Below are 15938 nucleotides of genomic sequence, written 5' to 3' on the forward strand. Positions count from 1 at the left end.
AGCGAAGTCGAGCCTGCGGGAACTCTGTTCCCGCAACGTTCGAGTAGTACCTTTTTCCTTCGGGTCCTCCTCGATGCGCTTCGCGCATCTCGTCGAACCGCTCGCAAAAATCTACGCTAAAAAGGCCGTCAGCGAAGCAGCACTTCGCTGACGGTGAACCGCGCTCGCTGCGTTCGCGCGGATGCTAGTTCCGATGTTTCATTTGTCCCCGGAGTGGGTGGCCAATTCATCAGTCGAAATCTCACACCTCTCACCATGCACTCTGTCGTTGCAGGTAGAGAAACAGCAGACCGACGAGGAAGAGTGCGACGAGAAATGCGATAATCCCGCCCATCGTAGTGATGAGGCTCTGAGGACCTTCACCAGTGGTCATGAGTATCCCGAAAACGGTCAGGCCGAGGGCCGTCCCGAAGATGATTCGCAAGTCCGTCAGCGTGATTTCGGTCACGGTTCGGACAACGGTTGGAAAAGTATTAAGTCAACCCGTGTCCCTCTTGAGGTCGTCCACTCTTTTCGGTCGGAGCGACAGCGCCCGCGCTCGAAGCGGTCCTTCGCCCCGACCGGTCGTCGCACGTGACGCGACGCAACTATGAAAGAAGACGAACGAGCGGTACGCGAGCGACTCGAATCGCATACGAACGACTACGAAGTGGGACGAAAACTGCACGACGTGCCGCCGCACGTCACGCACGAAGTTCGGATGGACGGGAGGCGAGCGGTCTGCAAACGTGCGACGAGCGACGAGGGTGACCCGGCGATGGAAGCCCGAGTCATGCAGCACCTCGAAACGAACACCTCGGTTCCGGTGCCGCACGTCCTCGCGGTCGAGGACGACTACTTCGTCGCCGAGTGGTGCGACGAGATTCCCGCGGACGGGAGCGTGGACGAGGCGAGCGCGCGAACGATGGGTGCCGGACTGGCGACCTTGCACGCCGAGACGACGTTCGAGTCGTACGGCTTCTTGGGAGCGCGGGACGGCGAACTGGTCCTCGACGCGCGGGAATCGTGGCACGGGACCGTCCGCGACTTCCTCGCCGACCGACGCGATTTCTTGCGAGACGGCGGGTTCGTCGCGGACGCCGAGGCGGCGGCCGACGCGCTGACGCTCGTCCGCGAGCGCCCGGACCTGTTCCGCGACGTCGGCGAACCGGTCCTCTGTCACGGTAACTACCTCCCCGACCACGTTGGACGCGATGGGGGTGATGTGACGACCGTCATCGACTTCGAACACGCGCTCGTCGGACCGGGAGAGTACGACTACTGGCGCACGGCGATTCCGCTTTGCGCCGGGCCGGGCGGCGTGGACGAGACGGTGGCCGAGGCGTTCCGAGCGGGCTACGAATCGGTTCGGGAACTCCCGCCGGGATTCGACCGCCGGGGCGACGTGTATCGATTGATAGTCGTCGTCTCCTTCTTCCGGTCGCTTCGCCTCCAACGTCAGCAAACCGGTGCGGAAGCAACTCGAACCGCGCGCCGTTTCCGGGAACTCGTTTCCGGGACCATCGAGTCGATACGGGAGGACTGTGACGTCTGGTAACGACGCACACTGTCTACCAGATTTTATGCCACCCGAACGCAATCGACGTGCATGAACGGAACGGGAGAAATCGAGGCGATTCACGTCGCCGACGAGTCGGCGGCCGAAACGAAAGGCGTCGAGGCGGTCGAAGCGGTCGCGGGGTCGGGCCTGCTCGGCGACCGCCACTTCGACCCCGACACGTCGGGCGACGACATCACGCTCATCGAAGCGGAGGCGCTCGACGCCATCGAGGAGGAGGCGGAAATCGCGCTCGAACCGGGTGCCCACCGCCGAAACGTGACGACGCGAAACGCGGCGCTGAACCACCTCGTCGGCGAGCGGTTCCGCGTCGGCGAAGCGGTTTGTGAGGGGGTCGAACTCTGTGAACCGTGCTCGCATCTGGAGTCGCTGACCGAGAAGGGAACGCTTTCCGCGCTGGTTCACCGGGGCGGCCTTCGCGCCAGCATCGTCGAATCCGGCGAGATTCACGTCGGCGACGGCATCGAACAACTGTAGAGGATGGCGATTGAGACTGCTCGGCGAACACGCCGGTAGGCGGTTCCTACACCGTAACCTGCCGTCGATTACGTCGAAACGTTTTCCGTGAACCGTTCGAAGGTCTCGCGTACTCGAACGTAAAAACGAGTCAACGACAGAGTGTTTATTTCCACTCTCGTACGTAAATTACCCATGCGCCGTAGAAGATTTCTGCTGACGTCCGGAGCGACACTCGCCGGGGGGGCCCTGGCGGGGTGTACCGGTTCCGAACCGAAGAACGGCGGGAATGGGGACGATTCGACTACGAACGAAACGGGCGGGTCGGGGATGTCGAACGAGACGACCACGAGCGGAGGTGGTGGCGGTGGCAAAACGACCGTCGATGGCTTCCAACTCGTTTCGACCGACGTGCCGAAGCAGGTCACGATGGGACAGCAGTTCTCGCTCTCGCTCACGCTCAAAAACGTCGGCGACGAGCCGAAGGCGTTCCAGTCCTCGGTTCAGGTGGACGGCAACTCGCCGGGGGCACAGCAGACGGGGCAGATGCAGACCGACAAAATCGACCCCGGAAAGACGACGAAGTGGTCCACCACGCTCACGTACCCGTACGTGGCGAAGGTCAACTATCGAATCGAGAAGTTGGACGAGACGTTCACCATCGATATCGTCGGCGAGAAACTCTCGTTCGGCGAGACGTTCCGTAGTCCGACCGAAGTCGCCATGACGATACAGGACATCACGCTCACCGACCATTACCGATACGAACCGAGCGGTGGGGGGTCCGAGAACGTGGAAGCGAGCGACGGCCGACAGTGGGCCTTCGTCACCGTCAAAGCCGAGAACAAGTTCCGTATGAAACAGACCCTTCCGAAGGGCGAGCAGATTCACCTGATAGTCGGCGGCGACAAGGTTTCGATGGCGGACATCGCCAAGGAAGACGGGAAGTACAAGGTCAACCGGTTCGGCGACCGAACCGTCGCGTCCGGTGAAAGCCTGACCGGCTGGCTCGCCTACGAAATCTCCGCCGATACGTCGGTGGACGACTTAACTGTCGAGTGGAAAGGCAGCGACGGTAACGGGTCGTGGTGGGCGCGCTGGAGTCAGTAGTTCAGTTCCACGCGGCCCCGTCCGGGTCGATGAGTCGCTCTTCGTTGTCGATGGCGGCGATTGCCTCCATGTCCTCGTCGGCCAGTTCGGGGGCAGAGAGGTTTTCTCGGAGATGACTCTCTCCCGTGGCTTTTGGGATGGGGACGACGTTCTCTAGCCCCTGCAACCACGCGATGCTGATTTGGGTCGGCGTCGCGTCGTACTTCGCCGCGACGTCGCGGAGTTCGGGCACGTCGTCGGCGTCGCCCCGCAGTATCGGTGCGTAGGCGACGAGCGTGATGTCGTGTTCCGTGGCGTACTCGTGGAGTTCGTCCTGCTGGAGCAGCGGGTGCATCTCGACTTGGTTGGCGACGACGGGGGCATCGAGCAGGTCGCGCGCCTCGTCCAGCAGTTCGGGCGTGAAGTTGCTCACCGCCACGTTCCGTGCCGTTCCGTCGTCGTACAACGTGTCGAAGGCCGGAAGGGTGTCTTCCGCGTCGTAGGCCTTCATGGGCCAGTGGACGTAGAGCAGGTCGATGTAGTCGGTACCGAGTCTGTCGAGGCTTTCCGCCGTGCTCTCCAGCACGTCGTCGTGTGCGAGGTTGTCCGGGAGGACCTTCGTGGCGAGGAACACCTCCTCGCGGGGAACGTCCGCGGCGGCGATTCCGTCGCCGACCCCCGATTCGTTGTCGTACATCTGCGCGGTGTCGATGTGTCGATAGCCGAGCGAGAGCGCGGTCCGAACCGTCTCGGCACACTGTTCGGGGTCTTTGTTGCCGGACGTTCCCAAGCCGGGCGATGGAATCTCCGTCATGGCGTCGAGGACGGACGCGATGGCGAAAAAGGTCCGTATCGCGGAAGCGGTGGCCCGTTCGAGCGGCGGCGATGGGTTGTTACCGTCACACCCGCCGCTTTCGCGGCCGGTCATATCGACTTTCTTCGCGCCGACTTTCGTCCCGAACTCGCCACGCTTCCACTGGAAACGGTGGGGTCCTCGATGTGCCACCAACCCGCACGTCTGACGTGTGTCTGCCGTTCGGCACCCTATCCCGAACGTTCCCCTTTCGATGGTCGGCGTTCGACCACCTGGATGCGGTTTGTGAATCCTTCTCTAACCCCTCCGTTTCCGGTGGAAAAGTTATGCCGGGGTTTCGAGGGGGTTGTGTCTCGCGCGGAAACGCGCGTCAGCGGCCGGTGGCCATCGTTTCCTGTGGAACTTCGAGACGGTAGGTGCGGTCGTTCGGGCGGTCCGTTCCCGGGCGTGGTGGTCCGTGGTCGCTCAGTAGTCCCCGGCGATGACGTACGGGTTGCTCCACAGCGTCACCTGCAGGACGACCGCCTTGAACCACGCGTCGTGCATCTTTTCGACGGTTCCCTCGTCGTGGTCGCCGTTTTCGAGGAACGGCCGCATCGTCGCGGTGATGGGGTAGATGAACGCCGACATGTAGCGGAAGGGAATGTGGTTGACCGAATTCACGTCGTCGGTTTGGTTCTTCTTTCGGCGGGTGTGACGCAGGCCTATCTCCTGTTGGTACCGGAGCCAATCGTCGTCGTAGGGCGGGTTGCAGGTGTCCCGTATCCACTGGCCGAACCGGGCCCGCACCCGCTCCAGATACTCCTCGATGGGTTCGCCGCCGGGGGTGCTGAAATACTGCATCAGATGGGGGTGGTCGGCGACGAACCCGTACCACGTGTCGAGCACGTCGTCGATTTGTCCGTCGAGGACCTCGCCCGCCAGTCGAAGGTGCTCTTCGTCCTCCTCGGTGAACATCACGGTCTCCTTGAGCAGGTCGAAATCCTCGCGGTCGATGGGTGAGTCGGGAACGGACTCCTCACCGTAGGTGTAACCGGGGATGTCTTCGTGACTCATGGGGATTCGGACCGAGTAACGACCCCCGAGTCGATAATCGTGACGGCCGTCACGATGGTCACGCAACCGCCCTCAGTCCATCGTTCCGGTGACTGTATCGCAGGTGAGACAGTACACTTCCACTTCGTCCCCACCGTCCGTCATCCGCATCCAGTGTTGGGTCTGCGCGCCGCATTCGGGACAGTTCCTGAGGAGTTCGCCGTCCTCGCTCTCGCCCGGTGCACCGAGTGCGAGGGCGACGACACGCTCGTCGCCGTCGTTTTTGCCCATCTGGTAGTCGCCCGGCGCGAACCGGACGATTTCGCCCGCCTCGACCACCACGCTGCCGTCTTTCGTCTCGAACGTCGCGGTGCCGGATTGGACGTAAAAGACCTCCTCTTGGTCAAAGTGGGTGTGGAGGCCGGGGGAGAAGGTGTCGCCGGGCGCGAGTTCGTAGTAGTTGATGGCCATGTCTTCGGTGCCGAGGGCGTCGCCGACCGGTCGGGTCAGGTCCGCCGAACTGATGCGTCCGTCAACGTCGTCGATGGTGACTTTCTCCATACTTTCCGTCCGATGGCCGGTCGGAAAACGGTGTTCCCAACGGGAACCCACTCGGTCGAAGCGGCTCAGTCGAAGCGGCCGGTTTCCGCGCCGCAGTCCAGACAGGAGGTGACGAGTTCGTCTCGGCTGTCGGCCATCTCGATTTTGTTCCGGGTTCGCTCCCCGCACTCCTCGCAGTGGCGGTACATCTCTATGTCCTCGGTGTCGCGGGGCGCGCCGAGTGCGAGGGCGACGACGCGTTCTTCGCCCTCGTTGACGCCGCGCTGAAACTCGTCTGGCGCGAACCGAATCAGTTCGCCCGCCGAGACGACGATATCCTCGTCGTCCGTCTCGAACGTCACGGTTCCGGATTGGACGTAAAAGACCTCTTCTTGGTCTCCGTGTGCGTGGTAGCCGAACGCGAAACTGTCTCCGGGCGCGAGTTCGTAGTAGTTGATGGCCACGTCCTCGGTGCCGAGCGCCTTCGAAACCGGGCGTCGAACGTCGGCCGCGCTCATCTGTCCGTCAACGTCGTCGATGGTGACTTTCTCCATGAGGGTTCCTTCGGAGGAGGCGCCCTAAAACCTCCCACCGATTCGCGTCGATATTTAAAGCTACCGTCGGGCGAAAAACCCACTCCCGGTTTTCCGGGCTTCTTCCGCTTGTTTTTAGCCCAGCCTAAAAAATTCCGTCCGCACGAAGTTTTAAGTGATGTACTGGGATTTAAGTACTACTTTCGCGTCTACCCGATAGGTGAGAGACCGATGGCTATTGACCCACAATTTCACGAAAACCGCGAGAAAGTAGACGACCACGAGGGCCACGACGTGTGGGGTCCGGTGGACGAACCCGACAAACTCGGCATCCACGGCACCCACGTCGCGGTCGACTTCGACCTCTGTATCGCCGACGGGGCGTGCCTCGAAGACTGCCCGGTCGACGTGTTCGAATGGGTGGACACCCCGGGCCACCCCGAGAGCGAGGAGAAGGCAGACCCGGCCAACGAAGCCCAGTGCATCGACTGCATGCTCTGCGTGGACGTGTGCCCGGTCGATGCCATCGACGTGGACGCTGGCCGCGCCTGAGCGGAAGCGAAAATCCTCTTTTGTGTTATCCGCGGTTATTTATATATCGGCTCACAACTAGCTGTATGAATCTTCGAAGCCCTCCAACCTCCGTGGGGCGGTGGTAGCCGTGGGTCCGACTATCGGAAGAGAGGAAGACGACGTTCTCGACCTCGACCTCGACGACGTTGAGGTTCCGTTCGAACCCGTTGACGTCCTCGGCACGGAACACGAGGACGACACGCTCACCGTCTACACCGTCACCGGCGGCGGCGCATCGCTCGTTCTGTCCGTCGAAGAACCCTCCCGAACGCGTTCGACGCCGGTGGCCGATACGGACCTGACGGCACCGCTCAGAACGGGACTTTCCTATCTCTTTCGGGACGGTATTCGAACGGTTCGCGTCCGAATCCCCCCTGAATCGGCTACCGACGCGCTCTCGTCGCTCGGCACCGCTTCCTCGTATCGATACGACGAACTCTCGTTTACCGCGAGCGTCGAAAACTAACGTTCGTCCGCGCCGTCCGACCCGTCTACTCCGTCAATTCCGTCTACTCCGTCTACGCCGAGTTCTCGCTGCAAGTTTTCCATCACGTCCGACTCCGAGAGCGATTCGAACTGCTCTCGAAAGTGGTCGTCGCAGAGGCCGACCACCACTCCGTCCATCTCGGGCTCGAACGTCGCTTCCCGATCACAGTAGTGACACCGCATGGGACTGGCTATGGGTTCCACGAAATTGAACCCACCGCTCCGGGACGCCGAACCGACGTCAGAGCGTCACTGCGCTTCTGAAATGACGATACTCTTCCTTCGAAAGTCCCGCTTTCCCGAGCACGTCCTCGTGAGCGTCGCTTCCGCCAGTCGGTACGAGGTTGTTGTCGGCGATGGCGCGTTCTATCGGTCGCGTGTCTACCTCGCGTCCGTAGGGATAGTATCGCTCCACGGCGTCCAACTCGCTCGTCAGGTCGAGCGCCGACCGCGGGTCGTCGTACCGGTACGGGTGGGCCAGTCCGACGAGGCCGCTCGCTTCCGAGAGGAGTTCGACGCCGCGCTCGAAACTCGACACGTCTCGGGCGACGTAACACGGCCTATCGGTTCCGATTAGTTCCTCGAATGCGTCGGAGAAACCGTACTTCGTCTCCGGATGCGCGGCGATGGCTCGGGCGATGTGCGGCCGTCCCAACCCCTCGCGCGATTCGAGGTCGAGGGAAATCCCGAGACGGTCCTCGACGCAATCGATGATGGCTTGGCCGCGCTGTTTTCGGTCGGTCTGCAGACGCTCCAACTCGTCGGCGAGTTCCGGCGTCGGATAGACGCCGTAGCCGAGCAGGTCGAGGTGCTGTCCGTCCGGTGCTTCGACCCGGAGTTCGATGCCGTGGACGACCGTGATGCCGTCCACGACGGAGACCGGCGTCGGCAGGTCGGGGTGAAGTCTATCGTGGTCGGTGATTGCGACGACCGAGACGCCCGCCGACCGGGCGGCCGACGGAACCTCGGATAATTCCATCGCGCCGTCGGAGTTGGTCGTGTGGACGTGAAGGTCCGCGAAAACGCTCATACTCCCTGTCGGGCGGCTCCGACGAAGGTGTTTGTGGTTCGGTCACCGTCTTTAACCCACCGTCTTCCATGATAAAAACCCGAGACGGCCCCGAGTTTATACTGATTGTACATCCTTATATTCTCCTATGACCCTTGCCGACAAAGTTTATAATGAACTTTACTGTATGACCTCTCGTAATGACGCTGAAACAGGCAAGCCAACTGCTCGACTCACACCAGTATCCGACCGACACGGAGCGGTTGATCGCGTCCCACGGCGACTACACTATCGACCTCCCCAACGGCACCGAAACGCTCGAAGAGGTGTTCAACCGCGTCGGGAACGAGACGTACGAATCGTCACAGCAGGCACAAGAAGCGATGTACAACGGTCTGAGTAGCAAAGCGATTGGCCGCCGCCACTACAGCGACCGCGACCCCACGACGATGGGGACGTTCGGCCCCGACCAGATCTCCTTCTAACCTGTCAGACCCATTCGAGGGCCCGATTCAGCGAGAGCGGAACCGACCCTTTTTCGTAGGCCTCGATGTGCCCGGACGGTCGAGCGCGGAAGACGACTGCCGGTCGGTGGCGAACGCCGGGTTGTTCGCCGACGACGGCGGCCCACTCGTCGTCCCGGAAACCTGTGCAATCGACGAACAACACGGCACCGCCGCCGTGTTCGCTCAACTGCCCGTTCGTCTTCGTTTCGGCCGTCTCGCGCACCGCCGCGACGGGTGTATCGGCGGCCCGCCGCGTGGGTGGACGCGGACGGGTCACTTCGACCAACGAGGACTGGTCGCCGTCCCGCGGGTCGGCGCGAAAGTCGAGCGAGTGGCCGGTCGTCACTTCGATTTCGGGCTCCACGTCGTATCCGGCGTCGGTCAACACCTTCGCCACGGTGAACTCGCTCATCGTGGAACTCATTCGGTTCTCGTCGAAGTACTCGCTCGTCCCGAGTTTCGAGGCCATCGTGTACCGATAGTCGTCCAACGCGCCGGTGCTGAGGAACCGTTCGTAAAACGAGAGCGCCTCGTCGCGCGTCGCGTCGGGGAATCCCGCCGCGTACTTGCGGAAGAACGCCCGCGAGGTTTCCCGCCCGTCCTTCGAGAAGAAGACGGGAAGGAAGAACCACGAGAGGTAATCGTACTCGGCCAGCCACGGCGATTCGACGGCCAAATCTGCGAGGAGTTCGCGTTGGCTCCACCGCGCGATGGGGTACGGAACCTCGTCGAAGGTGTGCTTGTTCGTTCGCCACAGCGCGGGCGGCGTCTCGGTGTTCCCGAGCCAATAGGCGAGGTCGTCGTTCCAGACGAACAGCGCCACGTCGCCGTTGTCCATCTCGAAGCGTCGCGCCTCGAAGCCGTTCGGTTCGACGTAGTGGGGCGTCGTCGAACGCGCCCCGAGGTTCGAGTCGAGGTGCGAATACAACTCCGTCGTTATGCGGTCGTCGTCCCACCGCTCCGTAGAGCGGCGAAAGCGGAGCGGGCTTGCCACGTTGACACCTAGTAACCGAGAATGTTTACGTGTTGTGCACCTCGTGGGATTCTTCCGCCTCCCTTTTCCGTCGTTTTCGCCGTCGTCCCGTTCGGTCCATTTTTCCTGATTCCCCCTTCCGTCTGACGATGTTCCATCGTGAAGGTATAATGTGATTATCCGTTACATTAATAACTGCCCCTCGCCAAGTATGAGTGTGGTTGTCATGTCAATGGGTGCCTATGACGAAGAAGAACACGAACGTCGTGAGCGGAAGAACAGTACCGTCGATGCGGCTTTCGACGACGAACGGTCGCAGTATCACGGGACTGTCGAGTACGACTCCGGCGATTCGGCCGAAGACCTTCTCAAGCAGTTCGAGAAGATGAAGTCCGAGTAGCACGTTCCTTCTTCGCGCTTCGTTCACCAACCGGGAGGCGATGGTGCACCGGCTCCCGTTTCGATTCGCTCCGCGACCGACGGGTCCGGGACTCCGGTTTTTGTTTGCGACATCGCTTCCCACGCACGAATCGACCGACCGACCCACGAGTCGGTCTCGCGTACCGTCGCTAACACCGTTTCGTACGTTTCACGGTTGATGCTCGTCGTCCCAGGTCGATTAGCCGCGGCAGTGGCGACGAACCGTGCGCGGTCCTCGTCGGTTAGCTCACCCGCACGCATGCGCTCGACGACTCCCGCCAGTTCGTCGGGTTCGGGATGGACGAAAACTTTTTCGCCGACGGCTTGCGGTCCGAGCAGGAGTCCCGAGAGAGCGTCCGGCGGTTCGTCGTCCACCAGTCGGTCTCCGTCGAACGCCGCCTCGACTCGTTCACACTCCGTCTCCTGTCCCAACTTCAGGTTGTGACCGGGGTACTCCGAACACTCCAGCGGATACAGGTCGTCGTCGTGAATCCGGCACTGGAGCGTTTTCGGGTCGAGAAACGCACAGGTCGGGAGCCATCTCGGTTCCTCGCTGTCGAACGGCTCGACTGGCTTGAGCGGTTTGCGAAGGCCGAGAAAGAACGCGGGTTTTCCCTCGATGGCGGCCAGTTTCACGCCGCCGACGTCCGTCCCCGAATCGTCCTGCCAGAGCCGCGGCGTCAATGCGTCGGCGAGTCCCGCTTCGACGAACGCCACCACTTCCTCGCGCATGAGCGGGACGAAATTGTGGGCGTCGTCCAACGGCTTTCGTGCGCCGCGTCGTTCGTGGTCCGGGATTTCGGGTGCGATGTCGCGCCAATCGATACAACAACCCGCACATCCCTCACAGTTCACCTCCATACCGACCGAAGTACGGTAGTCGTTCGCATAAACGGTCGGGTGGAACTATCCCGTTGTGGAACCAATCGTGCGTATGGACGACGATACCGACGTGCGCGTCTGGTTGGTCGAACGGACGTATTCGGACGACGAACAGAACCTCATCATCCTCGTCTACGCGACCCCCGACGGGTCGCGCTACTTCCGGAAGGAGCGTGCACTCACGAGTTTTACCGGTGCCGCGCGGGAAACGACCGCCGCACTCGACGTGTCGCCGAACCAACTCGGGGCGGTCGATGACCCGGAGACGCGCGAGCGATACGCGACTGAAGCCGAACGTATGGCGGACGAATACGACCCCGCGGAGTCCGTGTGAACTATTGTGCTACGGACGGATATTTTCTACAAATATCTAAATATATGAGGGCGTAGAAGATTAAATACTAAGATAAAAGAGAATAATTTATATCTTACTAGCTGTATTTTCGAAGCGATGCGAAGACGAACGTTCATGTCAGCGCTCGCGGCGGCAACCGCAACGGGACCGATTACCACAATCCTCAGCTCCGAAGTACGCGCCGCTTCGGGCGATATTCCACCCCTCGTCTGTCACTCGACGTCGAGTTTCCTCGACGCCAGCGGCGGCGAGTTGACCGACAGTTCCATTATTGCGGTGTGGGCGGAGGACACCGCCACGAATCACGACGCCGACTCGAACGGCGACGCGACCCTTTACAGCAGCGGAACGTCCATTCCGCTGGTCGTCTCCGATTCGAACGTCGTCGCGTTCGGGTCGATGCTGGTCGAGGACGGCACGAACTGGCAACAGGGCAACGAGGAGTTCGTTCTCAACGCGTGGGACGCTGAACTCGGCGGGTCAGGTACCGTCCTCTTCGACGAGGGTCACGGCCAGTACTACGACCTCGCATCGTTCTCCAAGTTCGAGAGCTACGCCGAGAACAACGGCTACACGGTCACGGCCACCTCGAACCTCTCGGCCGACCTCGGGAGCGCCGACGCGGCGGTCATCACGTCGCCGAGCACCGCGTTCTCCAGTTCGGAACTCGACGACCTCGCCACCTTCGTCGCGGGCGGCGGCACGCTGTTCGTCCACGACCAATCCGACTACAACGACAACGATACCACGGCCAACCTGAACGACTTCGCCAGCTACCTTGGCCTTTCCTTCCGATTCAACGACGACGAGGTGCTCGACACCTCGAACAACGGCGGCGCGGATTACAAACCGCTCACCAGCCAGTTCAACACCGCGTTCGACTACTTCACCGACCGCGACGGGTTGGGACTGGACAAGAGCAAGACCTACACCGTCGACGTCACCAAAGTCTCGGACGGCGACACGGTGACGGTGCAGTTCGCGGACGGTTCGACCGAGAGCATCCGAATCCTCGGCATCGACACGCCCGAGAAGGCGTCGAACAGCTCCGCCGAACGGATTCAGGAGTGGGAAGGCATCGAATCGATGACCTACCTCCAGACGTGGGGGTCGAACGCCACCGACTTCGGCAAGAGCGAACTGGGCGGCGCGACCGTCGAACTCTCGTTCGACCAGAACGAACCGCTCCGCGACACCTACGGCCGCGTGCTCGGTTACATCCACTACGACGCCACGGGCGACGGCACCCGCGACGACTTCTACAACCTCCGCGCCGTCGAAACCGGTAACGCCCGCGTGTACGGTTCCGGTTCCTCGTACCACGACGACATTTGGCGCGCGGAAGACACCGCACGGTCGAACGGCACGGGCGTCTGGGGACAGAGCGACCCCGACGCCTCCTCGGAAATCCGAAACCGGGCGGTAGACGACCTCTTCCTCCCGCAAGCCGCCAGCGTCAAGACCGCCTCCGGCGGCGTGAGCGACTCCCGCGTCCCGATTTACGCGGAGAGCACCGCTACCCAGTCCGGCGGCTACACCTATAGCGGCGACATCCCGCTCGCGGCGGTGGACGACGCCGCCAACGTGGCCGTGGTCGGTAGTCCGCTCATCGACGAGAGCTACGAGAGCTCCGAAGGTTTCGCCGTCGATACGTCGGATTACGAGAACTTCGTCTTCCTCACGAACCTCATCGACTACGTGAGCGACCGAAGCGGGGACATCCTCATCGACGGCGGCCACGGCCAGTTCGACGCGAGCTACGCCGTCTCGAACGACGACGCGGCGTACTACCAGCGCTACCTCGAAGGCGTGGACCTCTCGTTCGACCAGGCGAACGACCTCGACACGTTCGACCTCTCGCGCTGGCAGGCCATCATCGTCACCACGCCAGCCAACGCGTTCACGCAAGCAGAAATCGACGCGCTCACCTCGTTCGTCGCGGACGGCGGCGCGGTCGTCCTCGTCGGCGCTGGCACGGCACCGTCAGGTGCGCGAACCAACCTGAACGACCTCGCGTCCGCGCTCGGAACCGACCTCCGAATCAACGGCGACCACGTGACCGACGGCACGAACAACGTCAACGGCGATTCGGGCATCCCGACGACGACGGTTTTCGACACCACCTTCCCGCTGTTCGACGCCTACGACGGCTCGACCGGCGGCGGCAGCGGTGGCAGCGGTAACGGCGACCTCTCCATCGCTCAAATCCACGAGGACGCGGCGGGCAACGACAACAACAACCTCAACGACGAGTACGTCGTCTTCGAGAATCCCGGAACTGGTTCCATCGACCTCTCGGGGTGGACCGTCGAGGACGAAGCCGCCCACACCTACGCCTTCCCGAGCGGCTTCACGCTCGACGCGGGCGCGCAGGTGACGCTTCACACCGGAACCGGTTCGGACACGAGTTCCGACCTCTACTGGGGCAACACCGGTACCGCGATCTGGAATAACGGCGGCGACACGGTGTCCGTCTACGACGACAGCGGCGCGCTCTACACGAGCGAGTCGTACTGAAACGGACGACGCGAACGACTTTTGCGGCTTTTTTGACTTGCACCGTTCCCGAGCGATTGCACCGATTTCGGATGGAACGGCCGTCTACGGACGGATATCTGTGTGCGGTCCGAATCCAGGAATGTATCGGATAGTGCTATACGAAATGGTCCATCTCGTCCGATTGTCGATACCGCTTCGAAACGGCGTCCGGGTCGAGACCCGTGTCACTCCTGACGGTCAGACGCGACCGTCACGTCGAACGCCGCCGGGTCGGCGTCCGCGACGGCGGGGAGATTTCGGAGCCGCGGTCGTAGAAGTACGTACAGTCCCGTGAACCCGAAGCCGAACGCGGCGAGTCCCATCGTCGTCGTCGTTCCCAGCACCTCGGCGACGACGCCGCCGACGAGCGAACCGAGCGGCAGCGTAGCTCCCGAGGCGGTTCCCTTGATGGACGACACGCGGGCGAGGCGGTCGGCCGGAAACACGGTTTGGTTCAGCGTCGCCGTGAGCACGCCGCTGATGCCCGCTGGCACCCACGCGAGTCCGAAGAGAACGACGGTGAGCGTCGTCTTCGGCGCGTACACCGCTGCGAGCCAGCAGCACGCGGCCACCGAGTGGCCGACCATGAGCAGCCGTCCGTACGAAACGCGTTCGAGATAAGGCGCGAGGAGCGAGCCGACCAGTCGGCCGATGCCGAGCGCACCGAGCAGCAGGCCGTAGACGGCGGGGCCGCCGAGCGCGTCGCCGAAGGCCGGGAGAATCGCGAGCGTCACCCCGGTCGCCAAGTTGGCCACCGCCGTGGTGAGTACCAGTTCGACGAAGACGCTTCCGCGGAGCACGTCCGCTCCGTCCCGTAGGTTGCCGACGTACGAGTCGAGTATCGACTCGTCGGTTCGCTCCGCTTTGTCGCCTCTCTCGCCGACCTTCGGGACGGCGATACCGGCGAACAACAGTCCCGCGACGGCGAACGTGGCCGAGTCGAACAGGAACAGCGTCGTCGCGCCGAAGACGGCGATGAACGCGCCGCCGAGCGCGTCGAACACCATGTCGAGTCCGAGCGTGACGGTTGCGAGCGCGGAATTCGCCCGCGAAAGCCGCGAATCGGACACGATGCGAGGGACGAGCGTCGTCTGCATCGGTGCCATCAGCAGCGTCGCCAGCGTCAGTATCGGGACCACCGCGAGCAGGACGCCGACGCTCATCCACCCCGTCGCCGCGGCGAGCGGGAGTGCGAGAACGACGACGCCTTGGAGGACTTGTGCCCCCACGAGCACCGGTTTGATCGGGAGTCTGTCCACGACCGGTCCGGCGAGTATCTGTAAGAGCCACGGGAGCAACAACAGCGAGTTGGCGATCCCCGTGAGGACCGTCGAGCCGCTGAGGTCGAAGACGAGCCACAGGACGGCGACGGTGTAGAGGCTGTCCCCGGCGTTCGTCACGAACTCCCCGGCGAAGAACCGCCGGAAGTCGCGGTTTCGCCACAGCGATGGCGCGTCCCCGTTCGCGTCGGCCGTGGTCATTCACGACCACCTCCGGCGGTTTCGGTGGTCGTCGGCCGTGGTTCGAGCGGTCGCCACGGCCGCGAGCGATGCGTCTGTCGTTCGAAAAGCGATGCGTTCACTGGTGAGTCGCGGCTGTGTGCCCGCGACTCGGCGGATATCGGCATATGCGTGTGTGTTCGGTCGAGAAAGTGCGGCTACGGAACGTAGCGGAACGAAACCCGAGTGCTGCGGCTATCGGGCCCCGCTCCTGGGCGTGAGCGCGAGGGGTTCGAACACCGGACGATACGCGTGCCGGGGGGTCATAGAACGGTTCGTACGGAACGTGTGGCGTATGATATTTATATTTGATGGTACTATGACACGCGGTCGCAAATCGCTAGTCGCCCGTTCGGTGGGACTTCTCCTCGACCGTCCGCTCCCGCGAACGCGTCGAACGTTCTTTGTCCGTGACCCACCAACTCCCACCGATGAGCACCGAGAAGTGCGACGGTTGTGGGGCGGACGTACCCATCGCGGGCGGTATCGCCAACCTCTGGAGTTCGAACCCGCAAACGACGGGTGGAATAACGCTAGAGTTCGAGGACGGGAGCGAGCATTTCCTCTGCTACGCCTGCATCGAGCAGTTACCGGACCATCCGTCGGCCGCGGACGTGGCGGCGCTCGAACGGAGCGAATAGTCGAGTCGCTCGTTCCCGCCGGTTCGGACGT

Annotated in this window: 20 protein-coding genes; 10 read left to right on the top strand and 10 right to left on the bottom strand. The window is 62.5% G+C overall.

The window, feature by feature from the left end; all coding sequences use genetic code 11:
* Positions 1-250: 250 nt before the first annotated feature.
* Positions 251-448 carry a hypothetical protein gene (locus OPC11_RS15350; protein ID WP_264782472.1) on the bottom strand — a complete coding sequence of 66 codons (198 nt, stop codon included), beginning with the start codon at positions 446-448 and terminating at the stop codon, positions 251-253.
* 141 nt (positions 449-589) lie between these two features.
* Between OPC11_RS15350 and OPC11_RS15355 the strand changes: the two genes are divergently transcribed.
* The 3 genes from OPC11_RS15355 (at position 590) to OPC11_RS15365 (ending at position 3124) form a co-directional block, all read left to right on the top strand.
* Positions 590-1537, top strand: a complete 948-nt coding sequence (locus OPC11_RS15355; protein ID WP_264782473.1) for a phosphotransferase — start codon at positions 590-592, stop codon at positions 1535-1537.
* A gap of 51 nt (positions 1538-1588) precedes the next feature.
* A complete protein-coding gene (locus OPC11_RS15360) occupies positions 1589-2035 on the top strand; it encodes an MOSC domain-containing protein (protein ID WP_264782474.1) in 447 nt (148 codons plus the stop codon).
* A 174-nt stretch (positions 2036-2209) separates the two neighbouring features.
* Positions 2210-3124, top strand: a complete 915-nt coding sequence (locus OPC11_RS15365) for a DUF4352 domain-containing protein (RefSeq protein WP_264782475.1) — start codon at positions 2210-2212, stop codon at positions 3122-3124.
* 1 nt (position 3125) lies between these two features.
* On the opposite strand, the gene OPC11_RS15370 is transcribed toward OPC11_RS15365, so the two are convergent.
* The 4 genes from OPC11_RS15370 to OPC11_RS15385 all read right to left on the bottom strand — a co-directional run bounded on the left by OPC11_RS15370 (position 3126) and on the right by OPC11_RS15385 (position 6046).
* Positions 3126-3917, bottom strand: a complete 792-nt coding sequence (locus OPC11_RS15370) for an aldo/keto reductase (protein ID WP_264782534.1) — start codon at positions 3915-3917, stop codon at positions 3126-3128.
* Between the two features lie 465 nt (positions 3918-4382).
* The gene (locus OPC11_RS15375) at positions 4383-4973 is read right to left on the bottom strand and encodes a protoglobin domain-containing protein (RefSeq protein WP_264782476.1); all 591 of its coding nucleotides are present in this window, start codon (positions 4971-4973) and stop codon (positions 4383-4385) included.
* 72 nt (positions 4974-5045) lie between these two features.
* Positions 5046-5513, bottom strand: a complete 468-nt coding sequence (locus OPC11_RS15380; protein ID WP_264782477.1) for a cupin domain-containing protein — start codon at positions 5511-5513, stop codon at positions 5046-5048.
* A 65-nt stretch (positions 5514-5578) separates the two neighbouring features.
* Complete coding sequence (locus tag OPC11_RS15385; RefSeq protein WP_264782478.1) at positions 5579-6046, bottom strand: cupin domain-containing protein; 468 nt, start codon at positions 6044-6046, stop codon at positions 5579-5581.
* A 210-nt stretch (positions 6047-6256) separates the two neighbouring features.
* On the opposite strand from OPC11_RS15385, the gene OPC11_RS15390 reads away from it, so the two are divergent.
* Together OPC11_RS15390 and OPC11_RS15395 are read left to right on the top strand one after the other, a co-directional pair.
* Positions 6257-6577, top strand: a complete 321-nt coding sequence (locus tag OPC11_RS15390; RefSeq protein WP_007976309.1) for a ferredoxin family protein — start codon at positions 6257-6259, stop codon at positions 6575-6577.
* Between the two features lie 109 nt (positions 6578-6686).
* Entirely contained in the window at positions 6687-7064 is a 378-nt protein-coding gene (locus tag OPC11_RS15395) for a hypothetical protein (RefSeq protein WP_007976312.1), read from the top strand.
* On the opposite strand, the gene OPC11_RS15400 is transcribed toward OPC11_RS15395, so the two are convergent.
* Both OPC11_RS15400 and OPC11_RS15405 read right to left on the bottom strand, forming a co-directional pair.
* A complete protein-coding gene (locus OPC11_RS15400; RefSeq protein WP_232423768.1) occupies positions 7061-7288 on the bottom strand; it encodes a DUF6757 family protein in 228 nt (75 codons plus the stop codon). The genes OPC11_RS15395 and OPC11_RS15400 overlap by 4 nt on opposite strands.
* A 37-nt stretch (positions 7289-7325) precedes the next feature.
* Positions 7326-8114, bottom strand: coding sequence for a PHP domain-containing protein (locus OPC11_RS15405; protein ID WP_007976315.1), 789 nt, complete (start codon positions 8112-8114; stop codon positions 7326-7328).
* 179 nt (positions 8115-8293) lie between these two features.
* Here OPC11_RS15405 and OPC11_RS15410 point away from each other — a divergent pair, with 179 nt between their 5' ends.
* Positions 8294-8578, top strand: a complete 285-nt coding sequence (locus OPC11_RS15410) for a hypothetical protein (protein WP_007976317.1) — start codon at positions 8294-8296, stop codon at positions 8576-8578.
* Positions 8579-8582: 4 nt separating this feature from the next.
* Here OPC11_RS15410 and OPC11_RS15415 read toward each other — a convergent pair whose 3' ends face one another.
* Positions 8583-9593: a DUF5784 family protein gene (locus tag OPC11_RS15415; protein WP_007976319.1), complete on the bottom strand. Its 1011-nt coding sequence runs from the start codon at positions 9591-9593 to the stop codon at positions 8583-8585.
* A 205-nt stretch (positions 9594-9798) separates the two neighbouring features.
* Between OPC11_RS15415 and OPC11_RS15420 the strand changes: the two genes are divergently transcribed.
* The gene (locus tag OPC11_RS15420; protein ID WP_007976321.1) at positions 9799-9972 is read left to right on the top strand and encodes a DUF5786 family protein; all 174 of its coding nucleotides are present in this window, start codon (positions 9799-9801) and stop codon (positions 9970-9972) included.
* 23 nt (positions 9973-9995) lie between these two features.
* Here OPC11_RS15420 and OPC11_RS15425 read toward each other — a convergent pair whose 3' ends face one another.
* Positions 9996-10853 carry a YkgJ family cysteine cluster protein gene (locus OPC11_RS15425; protein ID WP_264782479.1) on the bottom strand — a complete coding sequence of 286 codons (858 nt, stop codon included), beginning with the start codon at positions 10851-10853 and terminating at the stop codon, positions 9996-9998.
* A 73-nt stretch (positions 10854-10926) separates the two neighbouring features.
* Between OPC11_RS15425 and OPC11_RS15430 the strand changes: the two genes are divergently transcribed.
* Together OPC11_RS15430 and OPC11_RS15435 are read left to right on the top strand one after the other, a co-directional pair.
* Complete coding sequence (locus tag OPC11_RS15430; protein WP_007976324.1) at positions 10927-11208, top strand: hypothetical protein; 282 nt, start codon at positions 10927-10929, stop codon at positions 11206-11208.
* A gap of 117 nt (positions 11209-11325) precedes the next feature.
* Positions 11326-13746 (top strand): DUF4350 domain-containing protein, encoded by a 2421-nt coding sequence (locus OPC11_RS15435; RefSeq protein ID WP_264782480.1) that lies wholly within the window; start codon positions 11326-11328, stop codon positions 13744-13746.
* A gap of 206 nt (positions 13747-13952) precedes the next feature.
* On the opposite strand, the gene OPC11_RS15440 is transcribed toward OPC11_RS15435, so the two are convergent.
* Entirely contained in the window at positions 13953-15248 is a 1296-nt protein-coding gene (locus tag OPC11_RS15440; protein WP_264782481.1) for an MFS transporter, read from the bottom strand.
* 449 nt (positions 15249-15697) lie between these two features.
* On the opposite strand from OPC11_RS15440, the gene OPC11_RS15445 reads away from it, so the two are divergent.
* Positions 15698-15907 carry a hypothetical protein gene (locus OPC11_RS15445; protein ID WP_264782482.1) on the top strand — a complete coding sequence of 70 codons (210 nt, stop codon included), beginning with the start codon at positions 15698-15700 and terminating at the stop codon, positions 15905-15907.
* Positions 15908-15938: the final 31 nt, after the last annotated feature.

The sequence above is a fragment of the Haladaptatus sp. T7 genome, from assembly GCF_026008575.1.
Lineage (GTDB): Archaea > Halobacteriota > Halobacteria > Halobacteriales > Haladaptataceae > Haladaptatus > Haladaptatus paucihalophilus.